Annotated in this window: 23 protein-coding genes and 1 pseudogene; 10 read left to right on the top strand and 14 right to left on the bottom strand. The window is 47.8% G+C overall.

The window, feature by feature from the left end; genetic code table 11:
• From ACQ5DJ_RS11360 to ACQ5DJ_RS11300, 13 genes and pseudogenes are all read right to left on the bottom strand, one after another.
• Positions 1–781, bottom strand: a pseudogene (locus ACQ5DJ_RS11360) (hypothetical protein); the annotation flags it as partial.
• A gap of 614 nt (positions 782–1,395) precedes the next feature.
• Positions 1,396–1,944, bottom strand: a complete 549-nt coding sequence (locus tag ACQ5DJ_RS11355) for a hypothetical protein (protein WP_429842560.1) — start codon at positions 1,942–1,944, stop codon at positions 1,396–1,398.
• The gene (locus ACQ5DJ_RS11350) at positions 1,941–2,303 is read right to left on the bottom strand and encodes a hypothetical protein (RefSeq protein WP_429842559.1); all 363 of its coding nucleotides are present in this window, start codon (positions 2,301–2,303) and stop codon (positions 1,941–1,943) included. The genes ACQ5DJ_RS11355 and ACQ5DJ_RS11350 overlap by 4 nt, the downstream gene beginning before the upstream one ends.
• 225 nt (positions 2,304–2,528) lie before the next feature.
• Positions 2,529–4,400 (bottom strand): glycosyltransferase, encoded by a 1,872-nt coding sequence (locus tag ACQ5DJ_RS11345; RefSeq protein ID WP_429842558.1) that lies wholly within the window; start codon positions 4,398–4,400, stop codon positions 2,529–2,531.
• Between the two features lie 26 nt (positions 4,401–4,426).
• A complete protein-coding gene (locus ACQ5DJ_RS11340; RefSeq protein WP_429842557.1) occupies positions 4,427–5,350 on the bottom strand; it encodes an MBL fold metallo-hydrolase in 924 nt (307 codons plus the stop codon).
• Positions 5,351–5,378: 28 nt separating this feature from the next.
• Positions 5,379–6,194: a hypothetical protein gene (locus ACQ5DJ_RS11335; RefSeq protein ID WP_429842556.1), complete on the bottom strand. Its 816-nt coding sequence runs from the start codon at positions 6,192–6,194 to the stop codon at positions 5,379–5,381.
• Positions 6,195–6,229: 35 nt separating this feature from the next.
• Positions 6,230–6,595, bottom strand: a complete 366-nt coding sequence (locus tag ACQ5DJ_RS11330; RefSeq protein WP_429842568.1) for a hypothetical protein — start codon at positions 6,593–6,595, stop codon at positions 6,230–6,232.
• 57 nt (positions 6,596–6,652) lie between these two features.
• A complete protein-coding gene (locus tag ACQ5DJ_RS11325) occupies positions 6,653–7,000 on the bottom strand; it encodes a hypothetical protein (protein ID WP_429842555.1) in 348 nt (115 codons plus the stop codon).
• A 216-nt stretch (positions 7,001–7,216) separates the two neighbouring features.
• Positions 7,217–7,549, bottom strand: coding sequence for a hypothetical protein (locus ACQ5DJ_RS11320; protein WP_429842554.1), 333 nt, complete (start codon positions 7,547–7,549; stop codon positions 7,217–7,219).
• A gap of 593 nt (positions 7,550–8,142) precedes the next feature.
• Positions 8,143–8,451 carry a hypothetical protein gene (locus ACQ5DJ_RS11315; protein ID WP_429842553.1) on the bottom strand — a complete coding sequence of 103 codons (309 nt, stop codon included), beginning with the start codon at positions 8,449–8,451 and terminating at the stop codon, positions 8,143–8,145.
• A 144-nt stretch (positions 8,452–8,595) separates the two neighbouring features.
• Positions 8,596–9,291 carry a hypothetical protein gene (locus tag ACQ5DJ_RS11310; RefSeq protein WP_429842552.1) on the bottom strand — a complete coding sequence of 232 codons (696 nt, stop codon included), beginning with the start codon at positions 9,289–9,291 and terminating at the stop codon, positions 8,596–8,598.
• A gap of 2 nt (positions 9,292–9,293) precedes the next feature.
• Complete coding sequence (locus ACQ5DJ_RS11305) at positions 9,294–9,995, bottom strand: glycosyltransferase family 2 protein (RefSeq protein ID WP_429842551.1); 702 nt, start codon at positions 9,993–9,995, stop codon at positions 9,294–9,296.
• Between the two features lie 49 nt (positions 9,996–10,044).
• Positions 10,045–10,887, bottom strand: a complete 843-nt coding sequence (locus ACQ5DJ_RS11300; RefSeq protein ID WP_429842550.1) for a class I SAM-dependent methyltransferase — start codon at positions 10,885–10,887, stop codon at positions 10,045–10,047.
• Positions 10,888–11,059: 172 nt separating this feature from the next.
• Here ACQ5DJ_RS11300 and ACQ5DJ_RS11295 point away from each other — a divergent pair, with 172 nt between their 5' ends.
• From ACQ5DJ_RS11295 to ACQ5DJ_RS11280, 4 genes are all read left to right on the top strand, one after another.
• Positions 11,060–12,208, top strand: coding sequence for a glycosyltransferase (locus ACQ5DJ_RS11295; RefSeq protein WP_429842549.1), 1,149 nt, complete (start codon positions 11,060–11,062; stop codon positions 12,206–12,208).
• A 214-nt stretch (positions 12,209–12,422) separates the two neighbouring features.
• Complete coding sequence (locus ACQ5DJ_RS11290) at positions 12,423–13,391, top strand: ABC transporter substrate-binding protein (protein ID WP_429842548.1); 969 nt, start codon at positions 12,423–12,425, stop codon at positions 13,389–13,391.
• Between the two features lie 91 nt (positions 13,392–13,482).
• Positions 13,483–14,493, top strand: coding sequence for a FecCD family ABC transporter permease (locus ACQ5DJ_RS11285; RefSeq protein WP_429842547.1), 1,011 nt, complete (start codon positions 13,483–13,485; stop codon positions 14,491–14,493).
• Positions 14,490–15,473 (top strand): FecCD family ABC transporter permease, encoded by a 984-nt coding sequence (locus ACQ5DJ_RS11280; RefSeq protein WP_429842546.1) that lies wholly within the window; start codon positions 14,490–14,492, stop codon positions 15,471–15,473. Before ACQ5DJ_RS11285 ends, ACQ5DJ_RS11280 begins: the two co-directional genes overlap by 4 nt.
• Positions 15,474–15,523: 50 nt before the next feature.
• Here the strand turns inward: ACQ5DJ_RS11280 and ACQ5DJ_RS11275 are convergent, their stop codons facing one another.
• Entirely contained in the window at positions 15,524–16,069 is a 546-nt protein-coding gene (locus tag ACQ5DJ_RS11275) for a GbsR/MarR family transcriptional regulator (protein ID WP_429842545.1), read from the bottom strand.
• 243 nt (positions 16,070–16,312) lie between these two features.
• Here ACQ5DJ_RS11275 and ACQ5DJ_RS11270 point away from each other — a divergent pair, with 243 nt between their 5' ends.
• From ACQ5DJ_RS11270 to ACQ5DJ_RS11245, 6 genes are read left to right on the top strand one after another with little or no spacing between them, the layout of a single operon-like run.
• Positions 16,313–17,404 (top strand): putative 2-aminoethylphosphonate ABC transporter substrate-binding protein, encoded by a 1,092-nt coding sequence (locus ACQ5DJ_RS11270; protein ID WP_429842544.1) that lies wholly within the window; start codon positions 16,313–16,315, stop codon positions 17,402–17,404.
• Positions 17,405–17,424: 20 nt separating this feature from the next.
• A complete protein-coding gene (locus ACQ5DJ_RS11265) occupies positions 17,425–18,456 on the top strand; it encodes an ABC transporter ATP-binding protein (protein WP_429842543.1) in 1,032 nt (343 codons plus the stop codon).
• Between the two features lie 14 nt (positions 18,457–18,470).
• Positions 18,471–20,171: a putative 2-aminoethylphosphonate ABC transporter permease subunit gene (locus ACQ5DJ_RS11260; RefSeq protein ID WP_429842542.1), complete on the top strand. Its 1,701-nt coding sequence runs from the start codon at positions 18,471–18,473 to the stop codon at positions 20,169–20,171.
• 40 nt (positions 20,172–20,211) lie between these two features.
• Positions 20,212–20,994: an HAD family hydrolase gene (locus tag ACQ5DJ_RS11255; protein WP_429842541.1), complete on the top strand. Its 783-nt coding sequence runs from the start codon at positions 20,212–20,214 to the stop codon at positions 20,992–20,994.
• The gene (locus ACQ5DJ_RS11250; RefSeq protein WP_392429638.1) at positions 20,987–21,328 is read left to right on the top strand and encodes a DMT family transporter; all 342 of its coding nucleotides are present in this window, start codon (positions 20,987–20,989) and stop codon (positions 21,326–21,328) included. Before ACQ5DJ_RS11255 ends, ACQ5DJ_RS11250 begins: the two co-directional genes overlap by 8 nt.
• A gap of 52 nt (positions 21,329–21,380) precedes the next feature.
• Positions 21,381–25,277: a metallophosphoesterase gene (locus ACQ5DJ_RS11245; RefSeq protein ID WP_429842540.1), complete on the top strand. Its 3,897-nt coding sequence runs from the start codon at positions 21,381–21,383 to the stop codon at positions 25,275–25,277.
• The last annotated feature ends 44 nt before the right edge of the window (positions 25,278–25,321 follow it).

The raw sequence follows: 25,321 nt of genomic DNA, 5'->3' as shown, positions 1-25,321 counted from the left end.
TTGCCCCAGTGGCGCCAGTTGCCCCAGTGGCGCCAGTTGCCCCAGTGGCGCCAGTTGCCCCAGTGGCGCCAGTGGCACCGGTAGCTCCAGTAGCTCCAGTAGCTCCAGTAACGCCAACGCCCGTCGCCCCTGTAGAGCCAGTGGCTCCCGTCACGCTAATGCCCGTCGCTCCGGTAGCGCCAGTGGCTCCCGTCACGCCAATGCCCGTCGCCCCGGTAGCGCCAGTAGCCCCAGTAGAGCCAGTGGCTCCGGTAACACCAACGCCCGTCGCCCCAGTAGAGCCAGTTGCCCCGGTAACGCCAACACCTGTCGCCCCAGTAGAGCCAGTAGCCCCGGTAACACCAACACCCGTCGCCCCAATGGTCCCAGTTGAACCTGTAGCTCCTGTAGCTCCTGTAGCCCCAGTCGCCCCAACCCCAGGTCCAGTCGGTCCAGTAATGCCCGTCGCCCCCGTTGCCCCCGTTGGTCCCGTTGGCCCAAGGGATATTGGGGTGGACAGAATCGAATTCAGCTTGGAATCGAGCAGAATTTCTTTTTGTGTAATGACCTTGATCGTGTCACGCACGCTCTGATTCATATTGAGAAGGTCACTGATCGTTGCGGGGGGTGAAGATATTCCTGGTAAAGTACCGAGTACAAACTGTAGCTTTTCGCCCTCGGCGTTGAGGATATGACTGAGACCCAATTCCTCTAACGCAATAGATGAGAGAAGCAAATTGATGGCATCATCTCTGGTTAAGGTAATGGTAGGGGTAATATTGGGGATATTTGCCTGAGACATCTTATCATTCCTTTCTGTAGAGATTGAAAACACCTTTCTCAGCTTTCGGAGTGGAGCATGTGGACTAGCAAGCGATCAGGTACACAGCACTCGTCGCGAAAATGGTGTTCTTTTGGTTTCCAAAAAAAACAGTCTCAGCAGATATACAAGCACGTTGAGACTGAAGGCCTCCTCGTCGAAACCGACGGCCGTACGAGAAGATTGAGTTGTATAAGATTTTTGATGTGAGACAAGACCTGTGTACTGTATGGGGTGGTATCCAGTATTCAATCTTGATAGCATGCGGCCTTGAAAAGGAGAGGGTGGTAGAGTTGAATAAAACACAGAGAAAGTGATGGGGGGTGTTATGGTAGATGTCATGATAAGAGCATCTGCAAAAAGATCAGAGGGACTCCTTTCTGTTAGTGCGTAACCTGAGATGTAGCTATTGTATGTAGATAAATCGGATGTGGTTTTTACATAGCAGCAAAAAAGGCACTTTTTCGGTTGGGTAAGCTTGTTCAAAATATGTACTGCTTTTTAATAGAGTTTGTAAAAAACACTCCTAATCGTGGCATTGGAATCAGCTAGTGGGTGATCCAATGCCATCCTAAGGAGTGAGTTAGGCTGATTTACTAACAAATTTCTGTAATGACAATACGCACATGATCTACAGAGAGTGCATCTTCAGAGAGGTTGACTAATTCTAGGCATAGAGGAGGTCCTGGTGGCATAACGACGATACCATTTCCTGTACCTTGAATCATTCCGATCGTCCCCGGCTGCCCACCTTGATCCAAGCCAGCTCCTGGTACAAGGACGCCATTTAACCGGAGCCCTGCCAAAATAAGCAGGTTAGTCAGAGGGTCAGCATTCATGATGTAGTTCACCAAGTAGCAGTGTCCGCCTGCTAAAAAAATGCAAGTATCTCCCGCGGTATGAGTGATGTCCGTTCCATTTAAGACAAATGTAAGAAGTAGCGGAATGCCGTCTCCGGGTAGGACGACGATGGGGGTATCGAGTACGAGTGATCCGATCACAGCGTTATTAAAACCAGGAACCGTAGCGGTTGCTCCAGGGGGACCTGTAACCCCGGTGGTACCAGTAGCCCCAGTAGTACCAACGCCCGTGGCCCCCGTCACGCCTGTAGCGCCAGTAGTACCGACGCCAGTGGTCCCCGTCACGCCAGTAGCCCAGTAATACCAACGCCCGTCGACCCTGTAGCCCCCGTTATGCCACCTGTGCTGCTGGATGGAACAGACAGGATGTTGTCCAGTTTCGATTGCAATAGCATTTCTTTTTTCGCAACGTCTTGCAAGGTTTGGCGTACGCTTGCATTCACCAGAAGGAGATCGCTTACCGAAGCAGGAACAGTCAAGCCTGGTAGTGTACCGATGGCATATTGTAATTTTTCTGCTTCTGCATTAATAATGTGCCCGAGGCCGAGCTCTTCGATGGCGATGGAAGTAAGGAGGAGATTGATAGCATCGTCTCTCGTTACAGTAATGGTGGAAGTAATATTGGGAATATTGGCTTGAGACATGGCATTCATCCTTCCTGTTACATTCAAAAACTTATCACTATGCTATGAGGCTTTATCTATGAGAGTGCCTGACTGTATAGAAACAGAAAAAGCCAATCTGATTTCCAGATTGGCTTTTGTGTTAACCGGTAAGCACCGTGCTCATCAAAAAATAGACCACCATTGCTTATGACATTTATACATTCACCCACAGGGTGGGTAACTTTTTCATGATCACGAGGGGAGTCAGGTCAGAGATTCAAAATACCTTTTGTTGTAGAGAATGCTAGGGTGAGTTGGGTTGTATAAGTAGGCGATATCATTGTGGTGGCGTGATTTCTCGTTATCCCCCATTTGAGAATAGCATAAGCAGAGTTGAAGATGAGGTAGCCACGTCCAGGATACGTGGTCGATGTGTGCGAGCTTTTCAGCAGGTCGCTTCACTTGTGTTGCGAGATCATACCAAAAAATCGCCAGCAGCCAGTTTTTATCTTCGACGTGAAAGGCTCCGATCTGGCAGCACGCTTCAGCCCGTGGACGATCGTAGTTGAACGTACGATATAGCGACGACAGAACATTTTGTCTCTCGTATAGATGGGAATAGCAACTCGCCAATTTCAAGCAAGCGTTAATGTTGTCCTCTACCCAGCCTTGTTGGGTGTTCAAGAACTTCGTATAAAAAGTAATGGCCTCTTCATAATACTGATTGTCGCGTAATTCATTCGCATAATAGTACAAGTCCCGTGGAGAGAATTCTTCCCCTTTGGCATCCCTGCGTCGATAGATTTGCAGATTGCGGTCCGTGTATTCCTTCTGCTTGTTATGCGTGATGGATATGTCACTGCTGATGACGTTTCCGCTCACTTCCAAATATTCATGGACAGGTCCGATCCAGCGAAAACCGCGGTCGCGTTTTACCAGGCGATTGCGGCGAATGCTGTATGCTACATTCCCGTTGCTGTCCACAGAAAGGTTGTAGTTCATCGTGACACTGTCGATGCTGTAATTCAACGTAAACTTCAATTCGCGGAAGAGCTGACGGTCTTTCTCCAGAAGGATATCGTCTGCATCCAGCCAGATAATATAGGGGCATGTTGCCTTACTGAATGCATAGTTGCGGGCAGCAGAAAAATCATCAATCCACTCGAAATCATAAATAGTGCAGCCATAGTTGGACGCAATCTCTTGCGTGCGGTCTGTTGAACCAGTGTCGACGATAATGATTTCATCGACGAGATCCGCAACGGTGGAGAGGCAACGCTCTAGAGCGTCTTCTTCATTTTTGACGATCATGCATAAACTGATTGAAATCTGATTCGTTTTCCCCGCTGTCATGCCATTTTTTTTACGATACTCGCTCACTCCTGCCAGATCCGACTGACGGTAGATGTGGTACCCAGGAAGATGCGTATCCACATGCAAAGAAAAGCCCATAGCTACAGCCCGAACGCAAAAATGCCGATCTTCTCCCCAGAACGACAAGTTAGGTATTCGCTTAAAGCTGACGCCTGCCTCCAAGACCTTTCGATGGATTAACGTGCATGCACCAAGGCCACCTACCTCATACACACCCGGTTTACGCAGCATTTCTAAAAAGGTTTGGTTCTCCGCTGATTCGGACGCGCCTTCGCGTGTCAATGTGTATTGATCCATCAGCCAAACCTGAGGAAGTTCAATCGAATCAGGCTGCCAACGTGTCCAGTAAATGTTGGAGATAATCTCTTTATTGGCTCGAAGCAATTGTTGCAGGGTGTGAGGGTGTAAAACGAGATCGGAATCGATTAAAAACAAGTATTCGAAACCCTCTTTGAGCGCATAGGAGATAATCGTATCTTTCATTTGCGCTACTTTCCAAATATTTCGGTCCGTCCAATAATGAGTCATTTCATTACGGACATACGTGTCATCGTCTGTGTTCTTGAGGATGACGGTTCGTTTGTTCTCCTGCTCGAATTCAGCCAAGAGTGTACTGGATAGTGGGTCTTTGTTATCGTCGATGAACATGTAATGAACCAGTTCGTTTTTGGTAGTCAGCTCCGTGAGGGATTGAAGGAATTCCTCCAAAATGATCGGAAATTGTTGAATGGGACTACCGATTAAAATACGTTTTTTACCCATGGTACACCCCCATATATAGCCTTTGTTCAAGTGGTTACCGCAGGTTTACTGAATAGCAGGAAACCATTGTCCACTTTTGCGACAATTCGATTCTCTTGCTGTAGCTCTTTTAAATAAGAGCGGATAATCGAAGTAGTCAAACCGTAGCGGTGCAAGTCATCTTCAAACTCATACTTTTTCATGACTTTTTGAACTACTTGTTCGAGAGTGCTTGGCTGCTCATGAATCAATGCTTCAAGAAAAGCAGAAGTGTCTTTCATGAGGGTGAGATGCTTGTTAATTAAACCTGTGACTGTCTTATAGGGTCCGCCATGGTACAGCACATAAGCGTTCAATTTCATCATCGAGAGCTTTTTGAAGCTTCTTTTGGCAGCCCGCAGATCGTTAAAAAAAAGGAGATCCTGCTTGTTCAATGTTTTGGGACCAAACAAGGCATCGCCGCAGTAAAGGACATGATCAGGGGTAATAATGCCGACCATTCCCGGTGAATGTCCAGGCAAGGAGACGATTTTGAATGGAATAGTATGGACGTGAAAGATACCATCGGTGGATGGCAGATAATCCGTTACTAGGGCACGTGCATTCCTTTTGTTTTGATCAGGCTTCGTATCAGACCCTCCACCTGCGTCGAAAACCAAAGGCTCGAGATGCGGATTTTCAATGAGATAGGATGCCAGATGTGTCGCATAGATGCGAAGGTTGGGGAACCTCTTTTTCAAATAGAGATTGCCACCGTGATTAACAGCGTGACCATGTGTATGAACAACGGCAAGGATTTGATACCCTCGATCACTGATTTTCGTGCATACTTCCTCGATGACCGTGGCATTCGGTCCGCTATCCATGCAAACGGCGGTTTTGCTGAACTTATCCAAATAGACGCCGATCCCGTATTTACCGGAGACCACATAACTGTTGCCTGCCACTTCGATCAATTCCAAACGATCCATATACCTTACTCCTTCTTTAGATTCAGGTTCATATGTGGATGACCTTGGTGACATTGCCGATACGTACCTTTACGGAGTTCGGTACAAAGGGAGGCTGTGTAGGTGTAGGAACTCGCTTCGCGAGCATTTTTTTCTGGCCACGCACTTTTACCACGTTTGGTACAGGCTTGGGACGCACGGTTTTGTTTTTGTTTTTATCGGGAGTCGGGATGGACGCAGCTTGAGCTAGTAATGGGGGTTTTGGACGTACTGATTTCTGGTTGTTGGCTTTATCAATGCGTGCATTGTTTGCGAGCAATGGAGGGGTAGGGGGAGGCATAGGTGGAACGTCAGCAGTTTTCGTTTGCTCACCCAGGTCTGGCTGAATCGGTTCGTCATCTGGAATATCTGCTTCCAGCTCCAATTGCATCGGCTCGTCGTAGGGGGAATCCTCTTCTGGTTCTATAGACTTTATTTGCTGATGGGAATGGTCTTCTATCGAGTAAAACACTTGTAATTGCCGCAGACGATTTTCAATCAATGTGGCGATTTGTTTATGTGGAAACCTCCATGTCTTTACCAATTCCGATAACTGGGCAATGGCAGCAAGGACATGTGTGTACATTTCACTAGTAGGATGGAGAGGATTACGCGATTCAAAAAGGAAGCTGTGAGCAATCTGCTTATTATGTATGTGGGTATGCAGTCTGACGAGCAGATTGATCATCGATGATATTTGGTAGCCAAACAGTATAAGCTCATAATCTTTGGCATGATGAAAGCGGAATTCCAATCCTTTGACCAACTGGACGATGGAATAGGTCAGCTTTAGAACGGTTTGGTCATCAATACCTCTGTTCTTCATGGCAATTGACCTCGAATTCCCGAAATGAACAATCGTTAATAGTCGATGGTGATGTCATCCAATTCATCCCCGAAATCGGATTCTTCCATCTCAAAATTTGATTTAAGCACACTAGGGTACATGTGAATGGCCGCATCCAGCTTTTTTAACAAAAGCCACTCAGCCATCAGCACCGAATCCAGAATCGAAATGACTGTACGATTAAAGGTGATGATCTCATCATTAGAGGGGTTGTTGGGGAAGTCCAGATTTTTGCCGACGAAAGCAAGGGCTTTGTCAGCTTCGGCGTTTAGCAATCTGGATAAGGCTTCTTCCTCTAGGGCAATCGATTGCAGCAAATGACTCAAAGCTTCTTCGCGTGTAGGCACATCATTTGATGGAACTTTATCCCGTAAGGTCATCATCATCCCTCTTCAATAAAATTATGATCCCATGAAAAGCAGTGTAAGTAGTGAGGGCTATTCTTCAAAGCACGGAAGGTCGGGTAAGTCAGATAAGTCATCGTGCTGATGATCATGATGGTGCATCTGCTCCAGCTTGATAATGTCCTCCAGCTTGAATTGCAAGAGCATCTCGGTCTTGATGACATTGCGCAGCATTCGCTCTACGCTGTTGTTTAGGGCAAGTGCATCATTGAGCGAGAGGCATTGATCCTTCACGATCTTTTGGATCTTTTCCCCCTCTGCATTAATAATGTGAGAAAGTCCGATTTCCTCCAGCGCAATGGAGGTCAGAAGCAGATTTAATACTTCGTTGCGTTTCAATATGATTTCCGGTGTTATATTGGGGACCGTGGGCATTGACATCGTTATCTACATCCTTTATGTGTATGATTTTGTATACAAAATAAGACTTGCCCAAAGAAGAAGGCGATCTGCTTCCCTTTATTTGCACAGAACGCCTTCGGGCAAGTTTCTTGCAACAAAAACGATAGGATCGTCATAGGATCGCGTGATTGATAGTGAATAAATGGAAACTTCCTCGCAGTACATGTTATGTAACCGCGATCTTAATATGACAACTTAATCGTATTGATTCGATAACGAAGTAGAGGTGCGCGGGAGAATGCTAACCACATTTTCCAACTTGAATTGCAAGAGCATTTCTTTTTTGATGACATCTTGCAGCGTTCTGCGAACACTGTTATTAATGGCAAGAATGTCAGAGATGTTGGGGACGACCCCAGGCGTAATCCCCAATGTACCTACCACAAACTGGATCTTTTCAGCCTCTGCATTCATAATGTGCGCCAAAGCCAATTCTTCCAAAGCAATGGATGCCAGCAGTAAAGATACGGATTGCCCAATCGTAACGGAAATCGTTGGGGTAATGTTAGGGATGGTAGGTTGAGACATGAGATCACCTCTTTGAAGTAATGGGTAACTACTTAACTTGTGCAAGCCTATCGCATACTTCTAAACGGGTGAGCGCTAGCTGTTCCCCCCTTCGTTTTAACTACGGTAAGTGTATGCATAGGTGTGTGTCCCACTGAACCGTTTATTTGTACACCATGCGCAAGGAAGCGGGGAATGTGAAAAGCCCGGATCGATTGACCCGGACCAGTGGTATGGTGATAGTTTCCAGATGGATGAGACTTATTAACAGGAAGGAATTTGTGGAAGAAGATTATCTACGATATTTTCCAATTTGAATTGCAAGAGCATTTCTTTCTTGATGGCATCCTGCATCGTTTGGCGATTCAGTTGATTAGCATACGACGTACCCTTTCTGTCCTTGTCGAAATCAAGGTATGCAGGTGTGCCTACCAAGGTGCAGGTGTGAAGCGCTTCTTGATATACAGGATATGTACATGGTGGAGTGAGTGTCCTGCTATGCGGTTGATTTGTGCGCTTTATGGGAAAACGGGGGAAAAGCAAATGGCCCGAGGTGTGAGACCTGGGCCATGTGTGGATAACCGATATCATGATTTTGTAAATGAAGAAGCCAGTTAGCGTGGAGGGATCAGATTATCAATGATGTTCTCCAGCTTGAATTGCAGAAGCATTTCTTTTTTGATGACATCTTGTATCGTTTGACGAACGCTTGCATTGACGAGCAGGATGTCGGAGAGTGTTGCGGCTGGTTCGAGCCCTGGATCAAGGGTACCTAAAACAAATTGGAGCTTTTCAGCCTCGGCGTTCAGAATGTGAGCCAAAGCCAGTTCTTCTAAAGCGATGGATGCAAGCAATAACGAAGTGGTTTGGCCTAGAGTAATCGAGATAACAGGCGTAATATTTGGGATCGATGCTTGAGACATGATCATCACCTCATGGATTTATTAATCAAACGTTTCTTGTATCCCGCTAAATAAGAGCGTATGTAACCACCCTTCCAAACCTTCTCGAGAGTAGGATATGCACAAGAGCCTATGGTGGTGTTTGTCTGAATGGATAGTTGCTCATTAATTTTTGGTGCCCTGGAGCCTTACCAATACCCAGCGACGATTTCCGACTATCTCTCGAAAAAGTTCTTCGTAGTGATAGATTTTTCCGAGATGAGCCAGAAAGGGATAGTGATCAAAATCATCTACGAGAATAAGCGCATCTGGTTTGAGTGTGTCAATAAATAGTGGATAGGCAAGAGAGCGGCCGTTGCCATGCGGACCGTCCACAACCATGACATCTACTGAATGACCGGAAAGCGATAGTTGATCCAAATTGGCGTAAAATGCTTTTTGAATGGAAAAATGATCAAATTGATTCTCGGGAACTTGCTGTCCGATGGCAGGCCACAAGCTCTTGCTCTCTGCTGGATTGTCGAAGACCTTGTTCCATTCCTCTTCGGATAGTTGCTTCAAAGAACTGGTCACGAAAGCGACATGCGGGACATCCCCTAGGCTCTCCTTGATTTCCTTTGCACGAATCGGATGATGCTCCACGATGGTTGCTTGGACCGGGAGCAGTTCAAGATCGCCAAGTGATTTCCAAAACAGAGCGGAGTCACCTCCACCCAGCTGAAGCACCTGGCACCCCTCCTTTTCTTTGTTGATATGACGGCATGCATGTACGAGGGCCTGTTTGCTCAACGTGAGTGAGTTGTATCGCCAGTGATTACAATTGGACTGCTGCAAAGCCTTTTCGATATCGCGAATGATCATCTTCATTCCACCCATTCCAACAGATTGGGATGTTGATCCAAGATGGATTCATACTGTTCCTTCCAGCCATATCTGGCGTCGGGGTCGAGGAGCTGATAGCGGTTGTATTTGCTTTGTCTGTCTTCGAGTCGGGCCCAGCCAAAATGCTTCACGCGTGATGGATGGCACAGGTAAGGGAACTGGTTGATCGAGAGAGGGAATCTGCCGCAATGCTGAGGGGTTTCTCTCCATATATATGGGAAGTCAGGGCGATATTTGATCATAAAAGGACGGTAGTAATGATGGGCTTTCCAATACACATCTTCGCGATAATGCGTCTCGCTCCACATATCGTACAAACGAAAGTAGATCGCCTCGTATGTCTGCTGTTCCAAAATCTCGGAAACGTTTGAGGGGAAGGAGCTATCCATGATTTCATCGGCGTCCAGATTCAAAATCCATCCCGGATCAGTCTGGATCGTTTCTTGCCATTGTTGTTTGCGCAAGGCGACCTCGTTGGAAAACTGAGAGGTAACGTTTTGAACCAGATGAAGAGGAATGCCCTTGAGAACCTCTCTACAGAGCTCCACGGTATGATCGATACTGCCATCGTCGATGATGACGGCTGCGTCAATAAAGTCTTTATGTGCTTCCAACGCTCGTCTCAAATACCGATTGCCTTCATTTTTCACAATCATGGAAAGAGTCAGTTTGGCTCTAGTCATCTATGTGCTGCACCTCCTGCCTATTCGAGTTTTTGTTACGGATGGCAAGTTAGGCTTGTCGTGTTGCAATGCAGAAGATTTCATGGCCTTGGAAGGTCGACTGGAGGTTCACGGCTAGTTTCATGATGTCCTGAATTGGTAAAGGTGTTTGCGTGGTCTTGCGCAGATGGTTTTCCAAGCGGTTCGTTTCTTCTCGAGAAAAGATGGAGAGAACCTCCCAGCCACCTTGATGAAGCAGTGAGACCAGATTGTCACGGGAGTAATGAAAGAGGTGGTCATTCTCGGTGTACAGCGGGGAATACACCCCAAACAATTTATTGGTGAACGAGTTTTTGTTCGGCACGCTAAAAATGATTTTTCCTCCTGGTTTAAGAAACCCCTTCAATTCTTCAAGGTATTGCTTCGGATGCGAAATATGCTCAAGGACGTGACAAAAAACGATGGCATCAAAAGTACCAATGTGTTCGGGGGCGAGAACGGAGGAGTTCCATAACGAATGAACGAGTTGTAACCCATACCGGTCTTGGGCGTATGCGCATGATTGGTGCGACGGCTCTACTCCAACAACCTCCCACCCAGCCTCACGAGTAAGGAATAACAACTCTCCTGTTCCTGGACCAATTTCAAGCAGCTTTCCTTTTTCCGAAAACCACATATCGAGCAGCAATGTATTAAAGATTGCATGTTCCGTAAATGTATTTTTGGCGTATTGATCCCGCATGGAAACCCAATTCGCATCATAAATGTCTGCAACCAGCTGTGGCACGTTGACTTGATCGAGGTGAGGTTGAAAAACGAGATCACAACCTTTGCACGTTAGGAGCGAAAAGGTAGCGTACTGGTGGAAAAGCGCAACCTGAGCACCGTTGCACAAGGGACATGAGTCATGCATGGATACGATCCCTGCTTTCTTTGTGATATCTGCCTACAACTACCTATGCGCTGCTCCAGTAAAAGGTTCGAAAACCAAGGAAATGGCGCCGTTCTGAAAGGAGTAGTCCGCTCATAGAGTAAAGGGGGATAGACTACGATCTCAGTGATGTGTGTAAAAGGAGATGAGCAACATGTCTGAGGCGCCCAAAATTTCCTTATGTATGATTGTAAAAAACGAAGAAGAGTGCCTTCACAAGTGCTTGGAAAGCGTGAAAGAGCTTGTGGATGAAATGATTATCGTAGACACGGGGAGTACCGACAAAACGGTAGAGATAGGCAAGTCATTCGGAGCGGTCGTGCACTCGTATGAGTGGCAGGATAACTTCGCAGAAGCGCGAAACTTTGGACTGGAAAAAGCAACGGGCGACTGGATTTTGTGGATGGATGCCGATGAGGAAATGAATCAGGAAGACAGCAAGAAATTGAAAGAGCTGCTTCGCGGTCAAGAGGATTCTCTTTTTTATATCCATCTAATAAATTACATTGGAGATGAAATAAATGAAGACGATGCTTTTCATATCGCTCACTCACGTTTGTTTCGCAATGGCATCGGTTTTCGCTTCCATTTTCCCATTCACGAAACGCTCAACGTAGAAGAGGTTCTTCCCAATCTGACCGAAGATCTCCACATTCAAATCTTGCCTGTACGGATATACCATTACGGCTACATGAATGAATTCACTGGCAGAAAGAACAAATTCGAGCGTAATATTCAGCTACTCATGAGGGAATTAGAAAAAGAGGACCACTCTCCATGGATTGAGTATCATCTTGCCAGTGAATTCTCACGTATCCAGGAGCATGAGAAAACGTTCAAATTCGTGAATCTGTCTATTATCGGGTTTCTCGAAAATCATATGATGCCCCCTTCGCTTCTTTATAAGCTCAAATACTCTACATTGATCTCGATCGGAAGTGCTGAGGGAGCGTGGCCAGGAATTGAAAAGGCAATCGAGATTTATCCTGACTACGTTGATTTGCATTTGTACAAAGGGATCATTCAGTATTTGAAAAAGGACTATAAACGAGCCTTGATGACGTTCGATCACTGCTTGGAGCTAGGTGAGAGCAACATTCGTCATCTGACCTTGAAGGGATCAGGAAGTTTTCACGCCTGGTATTACAAAGGGCTTTGCTACGAAGGATTGGGTCAAGTGGAGGAGGCTGTGGCAGCTTATCAGACGGCGTTGGCGATGGCGGAGAATCATGCGCCTGCCAAGGAAGCATTAGAGAAGCTGAGCTCGACGACTGAAGTAAGTCATGCGCCAAACAACAAATAGCATCGAGGCGAAAAGCCGTTTACGTCGATAGTTCAGGCGTAACGGCTTTTTTTCGTAATGGCAGAGCGTGAACAAAATGACGTTAATCACCTTTATTACGGTAAAAGGTTTAATAAGCATAATGTTTTATTTGCGGCAGCGGATTGTTACAATAAAAAACGCAATTTATCGGTAATAATAATCATTATCAATTACATCGAGTGAGGGACAAAAGATGAAGCGAACAAACGGAATGAAACGTCTCGGTCATATGCTTTGGGCGTTTGCACTGGCAGGTACGGTATTACTGACCGGGTGCGGCAGCGCAGAACAAAACCAGCCAGCAGCAGGTCAAGATAGCGCGCAAACCACACAAAAGCGCATCGTGAAACACGAGCTGGGCGAAACGGAATTTACTGGAGACCCGAAAAGAGTCGTCGCGTTGGAGTACTCCTTTGTAGACGGGCTATGGGAGCTGGGAGTGACGCCCGTAGGAATCGCGCAGGAGAAGGATAAGGACGTAGAAGGACTGATCGGCAAAAAAATCGAGTATACTCCTGTGGGGACTCGCCAGCAGCCGAGTCTGGAAGTCATCAGCTCGTTGCAGCCGGATTTGATTATCGGTGATTTGAATCGCCACAAGGACATTTACAAGGATTTGCAAAAAATCGCACCGACGATTATTTTGAAAAGCCGCAACTCGACGTATCAGGAAAACTTGAGCTCGTTTGCCACGATTGGGGAAGCGCTGAACAAGCAAAAAGAAGCAGAACAACGCCTGATCAAGCACAAGGAGATCATCGAAGAGTTTAAGAAGAAGGTAACGGCTGGGGATTCCCGCAATGTCATGCTGGGAGTATTCCGCGCAGATTCGCTGTCTGCACATGGTTCGAAATCGTTTGATGGCGAATTGCTCGAAATGATTGGAATTAAAAATGCGATTCAGGATGCGCCAGAACCAACGGTAAAAATCAGTCTGGAGCAAATGGTGCAGTGGGACCCAGATGTGATTTTCCTAGCGGAAGCAGACGACGCGTTGTTGAACGAGTGGAAGCAAAATCCGCTCTGGAACAATATCAACGCAGTCAAAAATCAGGAAGTACACAAAGTAAATCGTGACCTCTGGACGCGCTATCGCGGATTGAAATCTGCGGAACGCATTGTCGAAGAGGCAGTGAATCTTTTGTACAGTAAGGATAAATAAGAACACATACGATGCAAAATCTGGGAAGACCGATCGCTGATCTGGTCTTTTCGGTGTTCTTGCACGTGGTAATTGATCGAGGTGGCTTGTATTGCAGAAAACAACGACACGACAACGAAAAGGTACCTTTGTCCTCATTGCAATCGGTTTGGCAATCCTCTTGCTCATTGGTTTGTTGCTGAGCTTGTTTACCGGAGTAGCTTCGCTTCAGATTCGATCATTAGTGACGCATTGGCTATCGGGTGAATACTCCAAGGAGCTCTTGATTTTCCAAACCATCCGAGTTCCGAGAGCCGTGCTGGGAGCTATCATCGGGGCGAACTTGGCTGTGGCAGGCGCCGTGATGCAGGCTGTTACCCGCAATCCACTGGCATCCCCGCAAGTATTTGGCGTGAATGCGGGGGCTTGTCTGGTGGTCGTACTCGCGATTGTGTTTTTACCGGATATCGGGAAAGCCAATCTCATCTATTTTGCATTTGCTGGAGCGATTATCGGGGGACTTGTTGTCTTTGGATTCGCAGCTTCCCGCGGGATGACCAATCTCAAGATTGCGTTGGTAGGAATGGCCATCCACCTGCTGCTCACCTCCATTACGAAGGGAATTATCATCTTTAACGAACACATATCGAATGTATTGTACTGGTTGTCTGGCTCCATTAGTGGAGCGGCTTGGACGGATGTACAATTGATTTTGCCATGGTCGATGGGAGGACTCCTGCTGGCGATCTGGCTGTCCGGCTCTTTGTCTGTGTTTCGACTAGGGGAGGAAGTCGCGATGGGGTTGGGACAAAAAATCGCCCGCGTCCGACTGCTGTCTTATGTTGTGGTCGTTATTTTGGCAGGTGCCTCTGTTGCTGTCGCCGGAGCTGTTGGGTTCGTCGGACTGATGGTTCCGCATATCGTAAGGAGGCTCGTGGGTACGGACTATCGTGTCGTTATCCCTGTGTCTGCGCTTGGTGGCGCTGTCTTGGTGACAATCTCCGATGTACTGGCTCGTTTGATTTCCTATCCGTTTGAGTCTCCTGTAGGAATTGTAACGGCTCTCCTGGGAACCCCGTTCTTTCTTTACTTGGCGAGAAAAAAGGGGAGGGAAATGGTATGACGTCGCGGAAAAACACCCTGCGCTTGATTGGTCTCGGTGCCTTAGTCTTAGTGGCAGCATTGCTTAGCATGGGGATCGGCCCGATCTTTATCGGCCCTGATCAAATCATTCGGGTGATCGTGGGAGAATCTTCGTCGCTTACGTTTATGATTGAAAACTATCGATTGCCGCGGGCGTTGCTCGCGATTCTTGCTGGAGCGGGCTTCGCGATCGCTGGTGTGATTTTGCAAGGAATGATCCGTAACCCGCTGGCATCTCCAGATGTCGTAGGTGTAACCAAAGGCGCGGGCTTGTTCGCGGTTGTTGTCATCATTCTGTTTCCGACCGCTTCACCGCTTCTTCTCCCAATTGTCGCGTTTTTGGGAGCGCTGGCGGTAGCGATTGCCCTCATTTATTTCGCTCGGAAAAGCGGTGCACAGCCAACTACATTTGCCTTGGTCGGCATGGGAGTAGGGGCGATCTGCCAAGCGTTGACAGAATTCATCATGGTGAAGTATCCGATGCAAGCCAATGATTCACTTGTCTGGCTGGCAGGGAGCTTGTGGGGGAAAGGCTGGGATGAAATTTATGCTTTGCTGCCGTGGCTGCTCGTATTCATTCCCATTAGCCTTGCTCTGCATCGAAAGCTAGACATTATCAGTCTGGATGAAGGGAGCTCTACGGGGCTCGGACTGAATGTCGTGCGAACACGCTATATGCTCTTGCTGCTCGCGGTTGCATTGGCAGGCGCATGTGTAGCGGCGATTGGCTCGATCGGCTTTGTGGGATTGATTGCTCCACATATGGCGAGAAAGCTGTTCGGTCATCAGCATCGTTATCTGTTGCCAGGTGCGGCGGTTTTGGGAGCGCTGATTCTCGTCATTGCAGATGCATTGGGGAGGGGACTGAATCCTCCGCTTGAGATTCCCGCGGGTATTGTGACGGCGGTCATCGGTGTTCCGTACTTCTTGTATTTGGTGCGTCAAGAGAAGAAAAAGTAAAAAGGAAAGCCATCTTTTCCTCTAGCTTTGGAGAGAAAGATGGCTTTTTTCTATTCGGGCTCTTCTTCGAAAAAATCACCTTGTTCCAAGGTATACACAAAATTTTGTAACCATTCATAATACTTTTTTGCATGTCTGAGCTTGTGCAAATCTTGGAGGGCGAGCTTTCGTTCCTCATCAGAGGTACTTTCCTGAAGGATCAGCTCGGTTAATTCAGGAATTGCCTGGTCGATGGCACCAGTCATCACATCGACTTCACGCTGCAGCTTGTATGTGAAGAAGTTTTGAAACGCTGTGAAGAAGTTGGTCTCCGCCGCATACAGCTCTTTTCGTTCCTGCTTTTCCTCGAGTTTTTTGACCATGCGGGATTCCATTAAGGATCTCACTGCATAGCTCATGTTGCTTTTGCTCATGTTCATCTGTGTTTTCATCTCGTCGAGCGTCATCGGACGATTCTCGAAGAACATGACACCGTAAAGCTGACCCGAGGAATGAGTAGCGCCATACAAGTCCATCGTTTCTGCTATGGCTTCGATCATTTGCTTACGGATATGGAGGCGTTTTTCCTCTGGTACATTTTCCTCGTTCAAAGACATGCGAATATTCACTTCCCTCTCGTGCCACCGTCATCATTATTTCGTTCAATTCTTTTTGTATGATACTTCCATTATAGCAAAAAGTTTTTCTACACAGTGATAAAGCTATTGTTATGAGCATTTACGTAATCTTAATGCTCAATTAACAGTGGTTTCATGGGCGAAACACAATGCGAATGTACAATATTTTTTGAACACAGATGGTTTTTATCCGATACTTTCTTTCAGAAAAGGAGAATCACAGTGAAAATCAAGTGGAATGTGATGGCAGCAACGTTGGTCGTTACGAGTTTGTTGGCAGGCTGCGGAGCACCGAAGACAGAGGGAACAGCATCGAGCAGTGGGCAAACCGGTTCGGAGGCTACTGTGTCTAACGCATCTGGAGAAATCAATGTGTATACCGCAATTGAAGATGAACAGATCAAGACGTATCTGACTTCTTTCAAAGAGCAGTATCCGGATATCAAAGTAAACATCGTTCGTGACTCCACTGGCATCATGACAGCCAAGCTGATTGCCGAAAAGGACAACCCGCAGGCTGATGTAGTCTGGGGACTGGCTGCTACTAGTCTTTTGGTGATGGATGATAGGCAAATGCTTGCGCCATATGCTCCCAAAGGCGTAGATCGTGTACTGCCTGAATTCAAGGACAAGGCCAACCCGCCGAAATGGGTAGGCATGGATATTTGGGAGACAGCCATTATTATTAACAAAGCAGAGATGGAAAAGCGCAATCTGGCCATCCCACAGTCGTACGAAGATTTGGTCAAACCAGAATACAAAGGCTTAATCGCGATGCCTCACCCTGCTTCTTCTGGAACAGGCTACTTGACCGTCAACGCCCTGCATCAGTTGTACGGCAATGACAAGGCTTGGGGATACATGGACAAGCTGCATGAAAACATGATGGTCTACACGCACTCTGGCTCCAAGCCGGCGAAGATGGCGTCTGCTGGTGAAGCGCCAATCGGTATCTCTTATGGATACAGCGGCATTCAGGAACAGAAAAAAGGAGCTCCAGTCGAAGTCGTGTTCCCGAAAGAAGGCTCGGGCTGGGATATGGAAGCGAGCGCGCTCGTAAATAAAAAGGACATCAAGCCAGAAGCAAAATTGTTCCTCGACTGGGCGATCAGCGATGAGCCGATGAAGGAATACAACAAAAACTACGCGATTTTGAGCATCAAGCAAGAAGGAAGTCAAATTCCAGAAGGCTACAAACAAGATCCGGTATCGCAGCTGACCAAGCTGGACTTGTATCAAGCAGCAAGAGACCGCGAAGGCATTCTGAAAGAGTGGGAGCAGAAGTACGGCTCCAAGGCTGAACCGAAAAAGTAACGAATAAAGGAGCATTTGTGATGGAGCAAGGCTATTTGTCATTACGCAATCTCGCTAAGCGATTTGGGAAGCACACAGCGCTTCAAGACATTCAACTGGACATTGCCAAGAATGAATTCATCTGTCTGCTCGGACCGAGCGGCTGCGGTAAAACAACGTTGTTGCGCATCCTCGCAGGACTGGAAAAAGCGGATCAAGGGAGCGTCGTCATCGCCGGGAAGGATATTACCTCTCTGCCAGCAGGGAAGCGGAATTTTGGCATGATGTTTCAATCGTACGCTTTGTTTCCGAATTTGACGGTCAGTGAAAACATTGCTTACGGATTGCGTAATCGCTTCTCCAAGGCACAAATTGCTGATCGGGTAGAGGAAATGCTTCATCTGGTTGAGCTGGGAGAACATCGCAACAAAGTCCCGGCCCAATTATCAGGAGGGCAACAGCAGCGGGTAGCACTGGCGAGGGCCTTGGCGTTTTCGCCGGACTGCTTGCTCTTGGACGAGCCATTATCTGCACTGGACGCCAAGGTTCGTGCCAAACTCAGGAACGAAATTCGTCGGCTCCATCATCAATTCGGGATGACGACAATTATGGTAACGCACGATCAAGAGGAAGCGCTGACGATGGCGGATCGCATCGTGGTTATGAACCAGTCGCGCATCATTCAGGTCGGTACGCCAAAAGATGTGTACGAGCGTCCCAAAACCCCATTTGTCGCTGATTTTATCGGAGCCATCAGCTTTATCCAGTCGGATAAACACTCGGATCAAGCTATGCTAGCCATCCGTCCGGAGCATGTCCAATTGCTGGGTGACGGTCATGAAAAAGGAAGACAAGGAATCGTACGCGAGCTGGAATATCGCGGTACGCATTATCGGATTGTGGCAGAGTTGCTCGGTCCACAAGGTACTTTGTTGCAACAGTTTGTCACGATTGATGTCCCGGCACATGCTATGGTGTCTCATCATGTTTGGCCGGATCAAAAAATTGCCTTCACTCTGCCGCCAGAGCATGTCATCCGTTTTGATGATACGGCAGACCTGGCTGTTGGCTAAGGAGGGCACACGATATGGACACCTGGTTAAAACGAATACGCCCAGATGCCAACCAATGGAGCCAAAACGCGATCATCGTCTGCATGACCATCGCGTTGTTGTTCGCCATCCTGCTGCCGCTTGGTGAGCTGGTGATCAAGGCAGTTACAGATCGAGACGGGAATTTCATCGGACTCATGCACTTTGCCAATTACTTCTCTACGCCGGCTCTCGTGATGTCATTGTGGAATTCCATTAAGGTGTCGACGGTCACGACGATCGTTGCCGTTACGTTAGGCTTCGGATTTGCTTACGCACTGGAGAGAAGCGCAATCCGCGGCAAATGGTTTTATCGGTCTGTTGCGCTCTTGCCGCTATTCGCACCATCTATGCTGCACGGCTTGGCGCTGACCTACCTGTTTGGCAATCAAGGGCTGATTTCTACCGGATTTTTTGGGCTGTTGCCGGAATTCCGCATTGAGCTCTACGGGCCTATCGGGATTGTGATGGCGGAAGTACTCTATACGTTTCCACAGGCGTTTCTGATGCTGTCGGTGGCACTCGCAAGTGCAGATTACCGGATGTATGAAGCGGCAGAGACGCTCGGGGCGTCCAAGTGGCGCACATTTTGGACGGTCACGGTACCGGGTACGAGATTTGCGCTGATCAGTGCCATTTTTGTCTGCTTCGTCTTGACCTTTACCGACTTCGGGGCTCCCAAAGTGGTCGGCGGGCAGTACAACGTGCTGGCGACAGATTTGTACAAGCAGGTTATCGGGCAACAGAACATGCAAATGGGTGCTGCTGTTGGGGTTCTGCTGTTGATACCAGCCGTCATTTCATTTGTGATTGATCGCATCTCCCAGCGTAAACAGAGCGGCTGGTTGAGCGCGAAGTCAACCCCTTACCGAATTGAACGCAACAAACTGCGGGATGGATTGTTCTACGTGCTTTGCTCCGCCGTGTCCGCTGTGATTATTAGCATCATCCTGGTTGCTATTTACGGCTCCCTTGTAAAAGTGTGGCCGTACAATCTGTCCATTTCCTTTACGCACTACGAAGACTTTTTGGATGGGGAAGGACCGTTTGTGACGAGCGTGCTTATCGCGTTTGTGACGGCATTGATTGGCACAGTCGCTACTTTTTTGTTCGCGTATCTCATCGAGAAGTCACGCGGGCATCGTCTGCTACGTCAGTCAGCGTATTTTCTGTCCATGCTGCCGCTTGCATTGCCAGGACTCGTGCTCGGTTTGATCTACGTATTCTTTTTCAACAATCCGAATCAACCTCTGCATGGCATTTACGGCACGATTTGGATCGTCATTTTGTGTAACATCGTTCATTTCTACTCGGTTTCTTTCCTGACGATGACGTCCGGTCTGAAGAAGCTGGATAGCGAGTTCGAGGCTGCATCGGAATCGATGAATGTGCCTTGGTATCGGACATTGCTGCGGGTTACGGTTCCGCTATCATTACCGACGATTTTGGAAGTGTTCCTCTACTATTTCATCAATAGCATGGTGACGGTCTCGGCCATTATTTTCTTGTATGCACCGGACCTGAAACCGGCTGCGGTTGCGATTGTGAATAAGGAGGACTCAGGTGATATCGCGCAAGCTGCTGCGATGTCTACGTTAATCATCGTGGCGAATCTGTTGGTACGTACCGCGATCATGTGGATGGCAGGCAAGATTCAGAAAAGAACGGATGCGCTTCTCGTCAGGACGAAAGAGTAAAGTCAAATCCGATTCAAAATGGAATGCAGGTGGGAAAAAGATGCCCGACTTACTTGTTAACAACAAGAGATATACGGTCAAAGCGATTTTGTTCGATAAGGATGGTACTTTGCTGGAGTTTGTGCGGCTCTGGGGGTACTGGAGCGAATCCGTACATCGTCATTTTGCCAGCCAGCTTCCGCAGCCGGCCCAGATCGCTCCTCTCGCAGAGCTGTGGGGGACGGTACACGATGAAGACGGGCACGTATGCGACTACAGCATCAATGGTCCGTTAGCGATGGGCTCGACTGGTGATTTGCTTGCGATCCTGGCATGGCAGGGATATCGTCAGGGACTAACGTGGGGAGAATCAATGCGACTCGCTAGAGAGTGCAAAGAGCGTGCTTATCAGGATATGGAGCAGACTCGTCCTGCCTATCCCATTCCGGGGCTGATTCCGTTCCTCGATCAATGTCGCGACCAGGGAATGTTTATGGGGATTGTAACCGCAGACGAAACAGAGGAAGCGATCAAGCATATAGAATGGATGGGCATTCGCTCTTATTTTCCAGTCATTATCGGGAATGATCAGGTAGAGCGTGGCAAGCCTTATCCCGACATGGTGGTAAAAGCTTGTACCCAATTGGGTTTGAAGCCGAGAGAAGTCGCTGTCATCGGCGATACGAGCGGCGATATACGCATGGGGAAAAGCGCAGGGGTTTCCGTGACCATTGGTATTGTGAGCAAGGAAGACTCTTCCGACCGGATACAAATTCTGGAGGAAGCAGAAGCGGTGATTTCTTCCTACACACAGCTGAAGGTGGAGGCATCACGGCATGAATGAGGGGATCGGGTGGGGATGGGTTCTCCTCACATTCGCTATTCTGTTGGAGCTAGCAGGTACGACCTCGATGAAACTATCAGCGGGTTTTACCAAGCTGTGGCCATCCATTCTGATGTTTCTGTTGTACGGTGCCAGCTTTACTCTGCTTAATTTCGCACTTAGCTATATACAGGTCGGTGTCGCTTATGCGATCTGGTCTGGTGTCGGGATTGTTTTAATTACATTCGTCGGTATTTTCTTATTCAAAGAAATGATCAATCTTCAGCAAATGCTTTGGATGTCACTCATTGTGATTGGTGTCATTGGTCTGAAAGTCAGCAGCAAGGTCGTGTGAAAATCATCAGTCGGACTCTATCAATCTGATCGAAATGAGGTGCGCGTTTATTATGAAAGTGATAAACAAAACGATGTCGATGGTACTGGGTGTTACGGTTGCCTTCATGGGAATGACTCAACCTTTTATGATCCAAGGTGTTCAGGCAGCAGGAGCGCAAATCGTCACGATGGAGAAGCAAACCTATTTGTATGGTCAGCCGGTTTCCTTGTCGTATACAGGAGCTTCCTTGAAGGATTGGATCGGACTGTATAAAGCAGGTGCTATTCCACAGGGCAGCAATCCTTCTCTCGCTTGGCAATATACGAGTGCAAACGGTCAGCCGAATGGTGCGATGAGCTTTACGAAGTCATTGCCAGAAGGTGAGTACGAGGCGCTATACATGCAAAATGACGGCTATAACATTTTTCAGCGGGCTCCTTTTTCGATCATTACCTTGAATCCTCCTGCGGGCATTACTTTTGTCGATACGGATGACGATGCAGACCAGATCGCAGGCGATGTGAAAATCAAAATCCCTGCCGATCCTGCGAATGTGACTCATTACAATCTGTACTGGGGAAATGACGTCGGAAGGCTGCCAGGAGAGCCGATCATCGCACAAGTACAGCCTCCAACTACGCCTGGTGAAATGTATGCGACCTATACAATCCCAGCTAACACGGTCATTCCAAAAGGTGCGACAAAGCTCCTCGCTTACTCGGATTCAACAGCGGGTGAAACGACTGCGAGCGCAGAGTTTACGATCCCAGGAATGGTGAAAGAGAAGCCATTGGTCAGCTTCGAAGTTATCACCGACATGCATGTGCAAACCAGCAAGGATCACGTTCATAATAAAAACCTCGAAGATGCTTTCAAAGATATGGTTGCGCTGAATCCGGACAGTGACGGACTCATGACCATCGGGGACAATACCGAGAATGGAACCGAAGCGCAATATATGGAGCTAGCCCGGATTTTTAACATGTACAAGGACCAACTCCCAGAAACGTATTTTGTGCAAGGAAACCACGATGTTCGCTGGGGAGACTGGACGCAGTTCTCCGAGCTGTTCCAAAAGTACACCAACATGAAATCCAGCTACTACAATGTGTGGATCAACGGCTATCAGTTCATTTTCCTTGGCACGGAAAAAGGGCTGAAAGACTACTCCTACCTGTCGGAAACGCAGTTGAAATGGCTCGACGAAAAGCTGGCTGAGTCTGGGGGCAAGCCGACGTTCATTTTCCATCACCAGCCGCTGAAGAATACGGTAGCCGGTGCCAATGATGGCTATCTCAAAAGCAATTACTGGTACGGTGTCAGACAAGATACGGAATTGAAAACGATCCTGGCGAAGCATCCTGGAGCTTTCCTGTTCAGTGGACATACACACTGGGAGTTGGGTGCGAAGGATACGATGTACAACGCCAAATACGCCACGATGTTTAATGCGAGCGCTACCTCTTATTTGTGGACAGACGCCAATACAGGCAAGGACGGAAGCCAAGGCTTTTTCGTGGAAGTTTACAAGGATAAAGTCCTGGTAAAAGGCAGAGATTTTAAAAACGACACTTGGATCGCCAATGCACAATATGAAATTGATCTATCCAAGAAAATTCCAGTGGTAGACCCTTCTACCGATCCAGATTTGACCCTGAGCAATCCTACGGTTCATATGGTGAAAGAGAAGTACCTGTCGTCAGAAGCAATTGAAGTGGCATACACGAGCTCGGTAAGAGAAGACTGGATCGGTATTTTCCCTACAGGCACGAAGTTGGGCAAAAATGTAAAAGCAATCGCTCAGCAGAAAACGAGCGGCGTGAAGCAACCAAACGGAACGGTCTCATTCAAGGATTTGAAGCTCGCTCCGGGCAAATACGATGCGATTTATGTCGGGGAAGCGGAGTATCGCACAGATAACGATAATCTGGAGCTTGGCCGCGTGACCTTTACGATTGTCGATGAAACGCAGGCACAAGCACCACAGGCAGTATCCTTTACCGATGCGGACACAAATAAGGGTGTGATTGGCGGGGACGTTACGATCACTCCTGCGGCAAATGAAGCGAACATTGACGAGTATGTACTCTACTGGGGGAACGACGAGGGCAAGCTGTCCGGTCAGTCAGCGATCGCATCTGTAGCCAAGACAGGCGATAAGGTCACCTACGCGATGCCGAATGGTACGGAGATCCCGAATGGCGCGACGAAAATTCTCGCTTTCTCCAAACAAAAGGACACAGAGTCAGTGGACTTTGCCCAAACAGCACTGAAGGATGCGTTTACCGAAGTACCGCCAGTCACACCACCGGTAGATCCGCCTGTACTCACGCCAGATGAGCAGTTGCGCCAAGCCAATCGTGCTGCTGCTGATGCCATTAAGAACGCTACAGATGAGGATGTAGTAGAGAAGCAAGCCGAGAATGCGATCAAGCAATTGTCCAAGCTGATCAAGGACGACAAGCTCAGTGATTCTACGCATCTTGCTTTGGTCTCCGATGCAACGGATACTGTTTTGGCAGCGATGGTTTCCAAGTGGAAAGAGGATATCGTCGATGAGGATCAAGTGTTAGAACAGACTTACTCTCTGTTGAAGAATGCTTTCTTGCCAGTTGTAGATGAGATCGAGAAAAACGATCAAGAACAATGGGAGCAAGCAGTAAAAGTCATGGCTCATGTAGCAGAGATGACGATTGCCAAGCTCGATAAAGACGATCTCTCTGAAAAATGGGTGAAAAAGCTGAAAGAACCAATCGCTGAACTTTTGACACAAGTCAGCACGATCGAAGCAGACGGTAGCGAAAATACGGAGAAGGTAGTCGCTCAGATCGAACGTTTTGCCCAAGCAGTAGAGGCCATCGAGACAGCGCTGGACAAGCAAGCATCGCTGTTTGGCTTGGAGAAGACAATCGAGATTCACATGGACGGTACTCGTCATGAAGTGCGTGCAGCGAAAAAATCGAAGGAAGAAGAAAAATCTTCGATGACACTAAGTGGTGATATCGTCGATGCATTGGCACAAAAACAAATCAATGTAGCCCTGGTGAACAAGGAAGACGCAGGTGTGTGGCTGTCCAGCGAGCTTCTCAAAGAGCAAGACGGTGCGGATATCCACGTCGAACTCTCGAAGCCGGACGATATCAAAAAGCCTTCGAAATCAGGTAATGCCAGCGATATGTACGAAGTTCGCCTAGAAGCAGACAACAAGGAATTGAAGCGCTTTGACAGCGAGACTGTCCGCATGATTCTGCCGTACGAGCAGAAGGAAAAATATTTAACGGCTCAGTACTATGATGAATCGAAGCGAGTATGGAACGTCCTCAAGACCTCCAAAGGCAAAACAGTAGATGTCATCAAAACGGGTGACCGCGCAAGCTTTGAAATCGAGAAGCCGGGCATCTACATGGTAGCAAATACAGGTCTGCAAAGAGTGGACGTGACACCAGGCCGGGCATCCTTGTTGCCGGGTGAGAGTCTCCAGCTCCAGGTAACCGGATGGTTCTCGAACCGTACCGAGCAGGATTTGACTGATGTAGAGAGCGGAACCGTCTATGAATCTGACAACAGCAGCGTCACCGTGGATGAAAACGGCTTGATCGAGATTTCCGAGGATGCGCGACCTGGCAAAAAAGTTACCATCAAGGTGAGCAACGGAGAAAAATCGACCAAAGTGACGTTCACGATTGCAGAGGTTAAGAGTATCAATCTGTCCGCCAAAAAGAGTACAGTAAAGCCTGGTAGCACGGTTCAAATGAGCGTATCGGCTATCATGACGGACCGCAGCCGACGCGATATGACCAAAGAAAGCACAGGAACCACTTACAGTGTCGTGGAAACGGAATATGCCGAGATTAGTGAGGATGGTCTGGTAACCGTCCATGAGGATACGCCGGACAAAACCACAGTGACGATTGTTGCCGAAAACGATGGTCATACGAGCGAGTACACGTTAAAAGTGAGAAAATAGAGTTACTGATTTACTAGGAAGAGCCTGACCAGTGATGGTTGGGC

It is taken from the genome of Brevibacillus sp. FIR094, from assembly GCF_050477165.1.
Classification (GTDB): Bacteria; Bacillota; Bacilli; order Brevibacillales; family Brevibacillaceae; genus Brevibacillus.
Note: the sequence above shows the minus strand (reverse complement) of the source record. Positions and strands in the feature narration are given on the sequence as shown.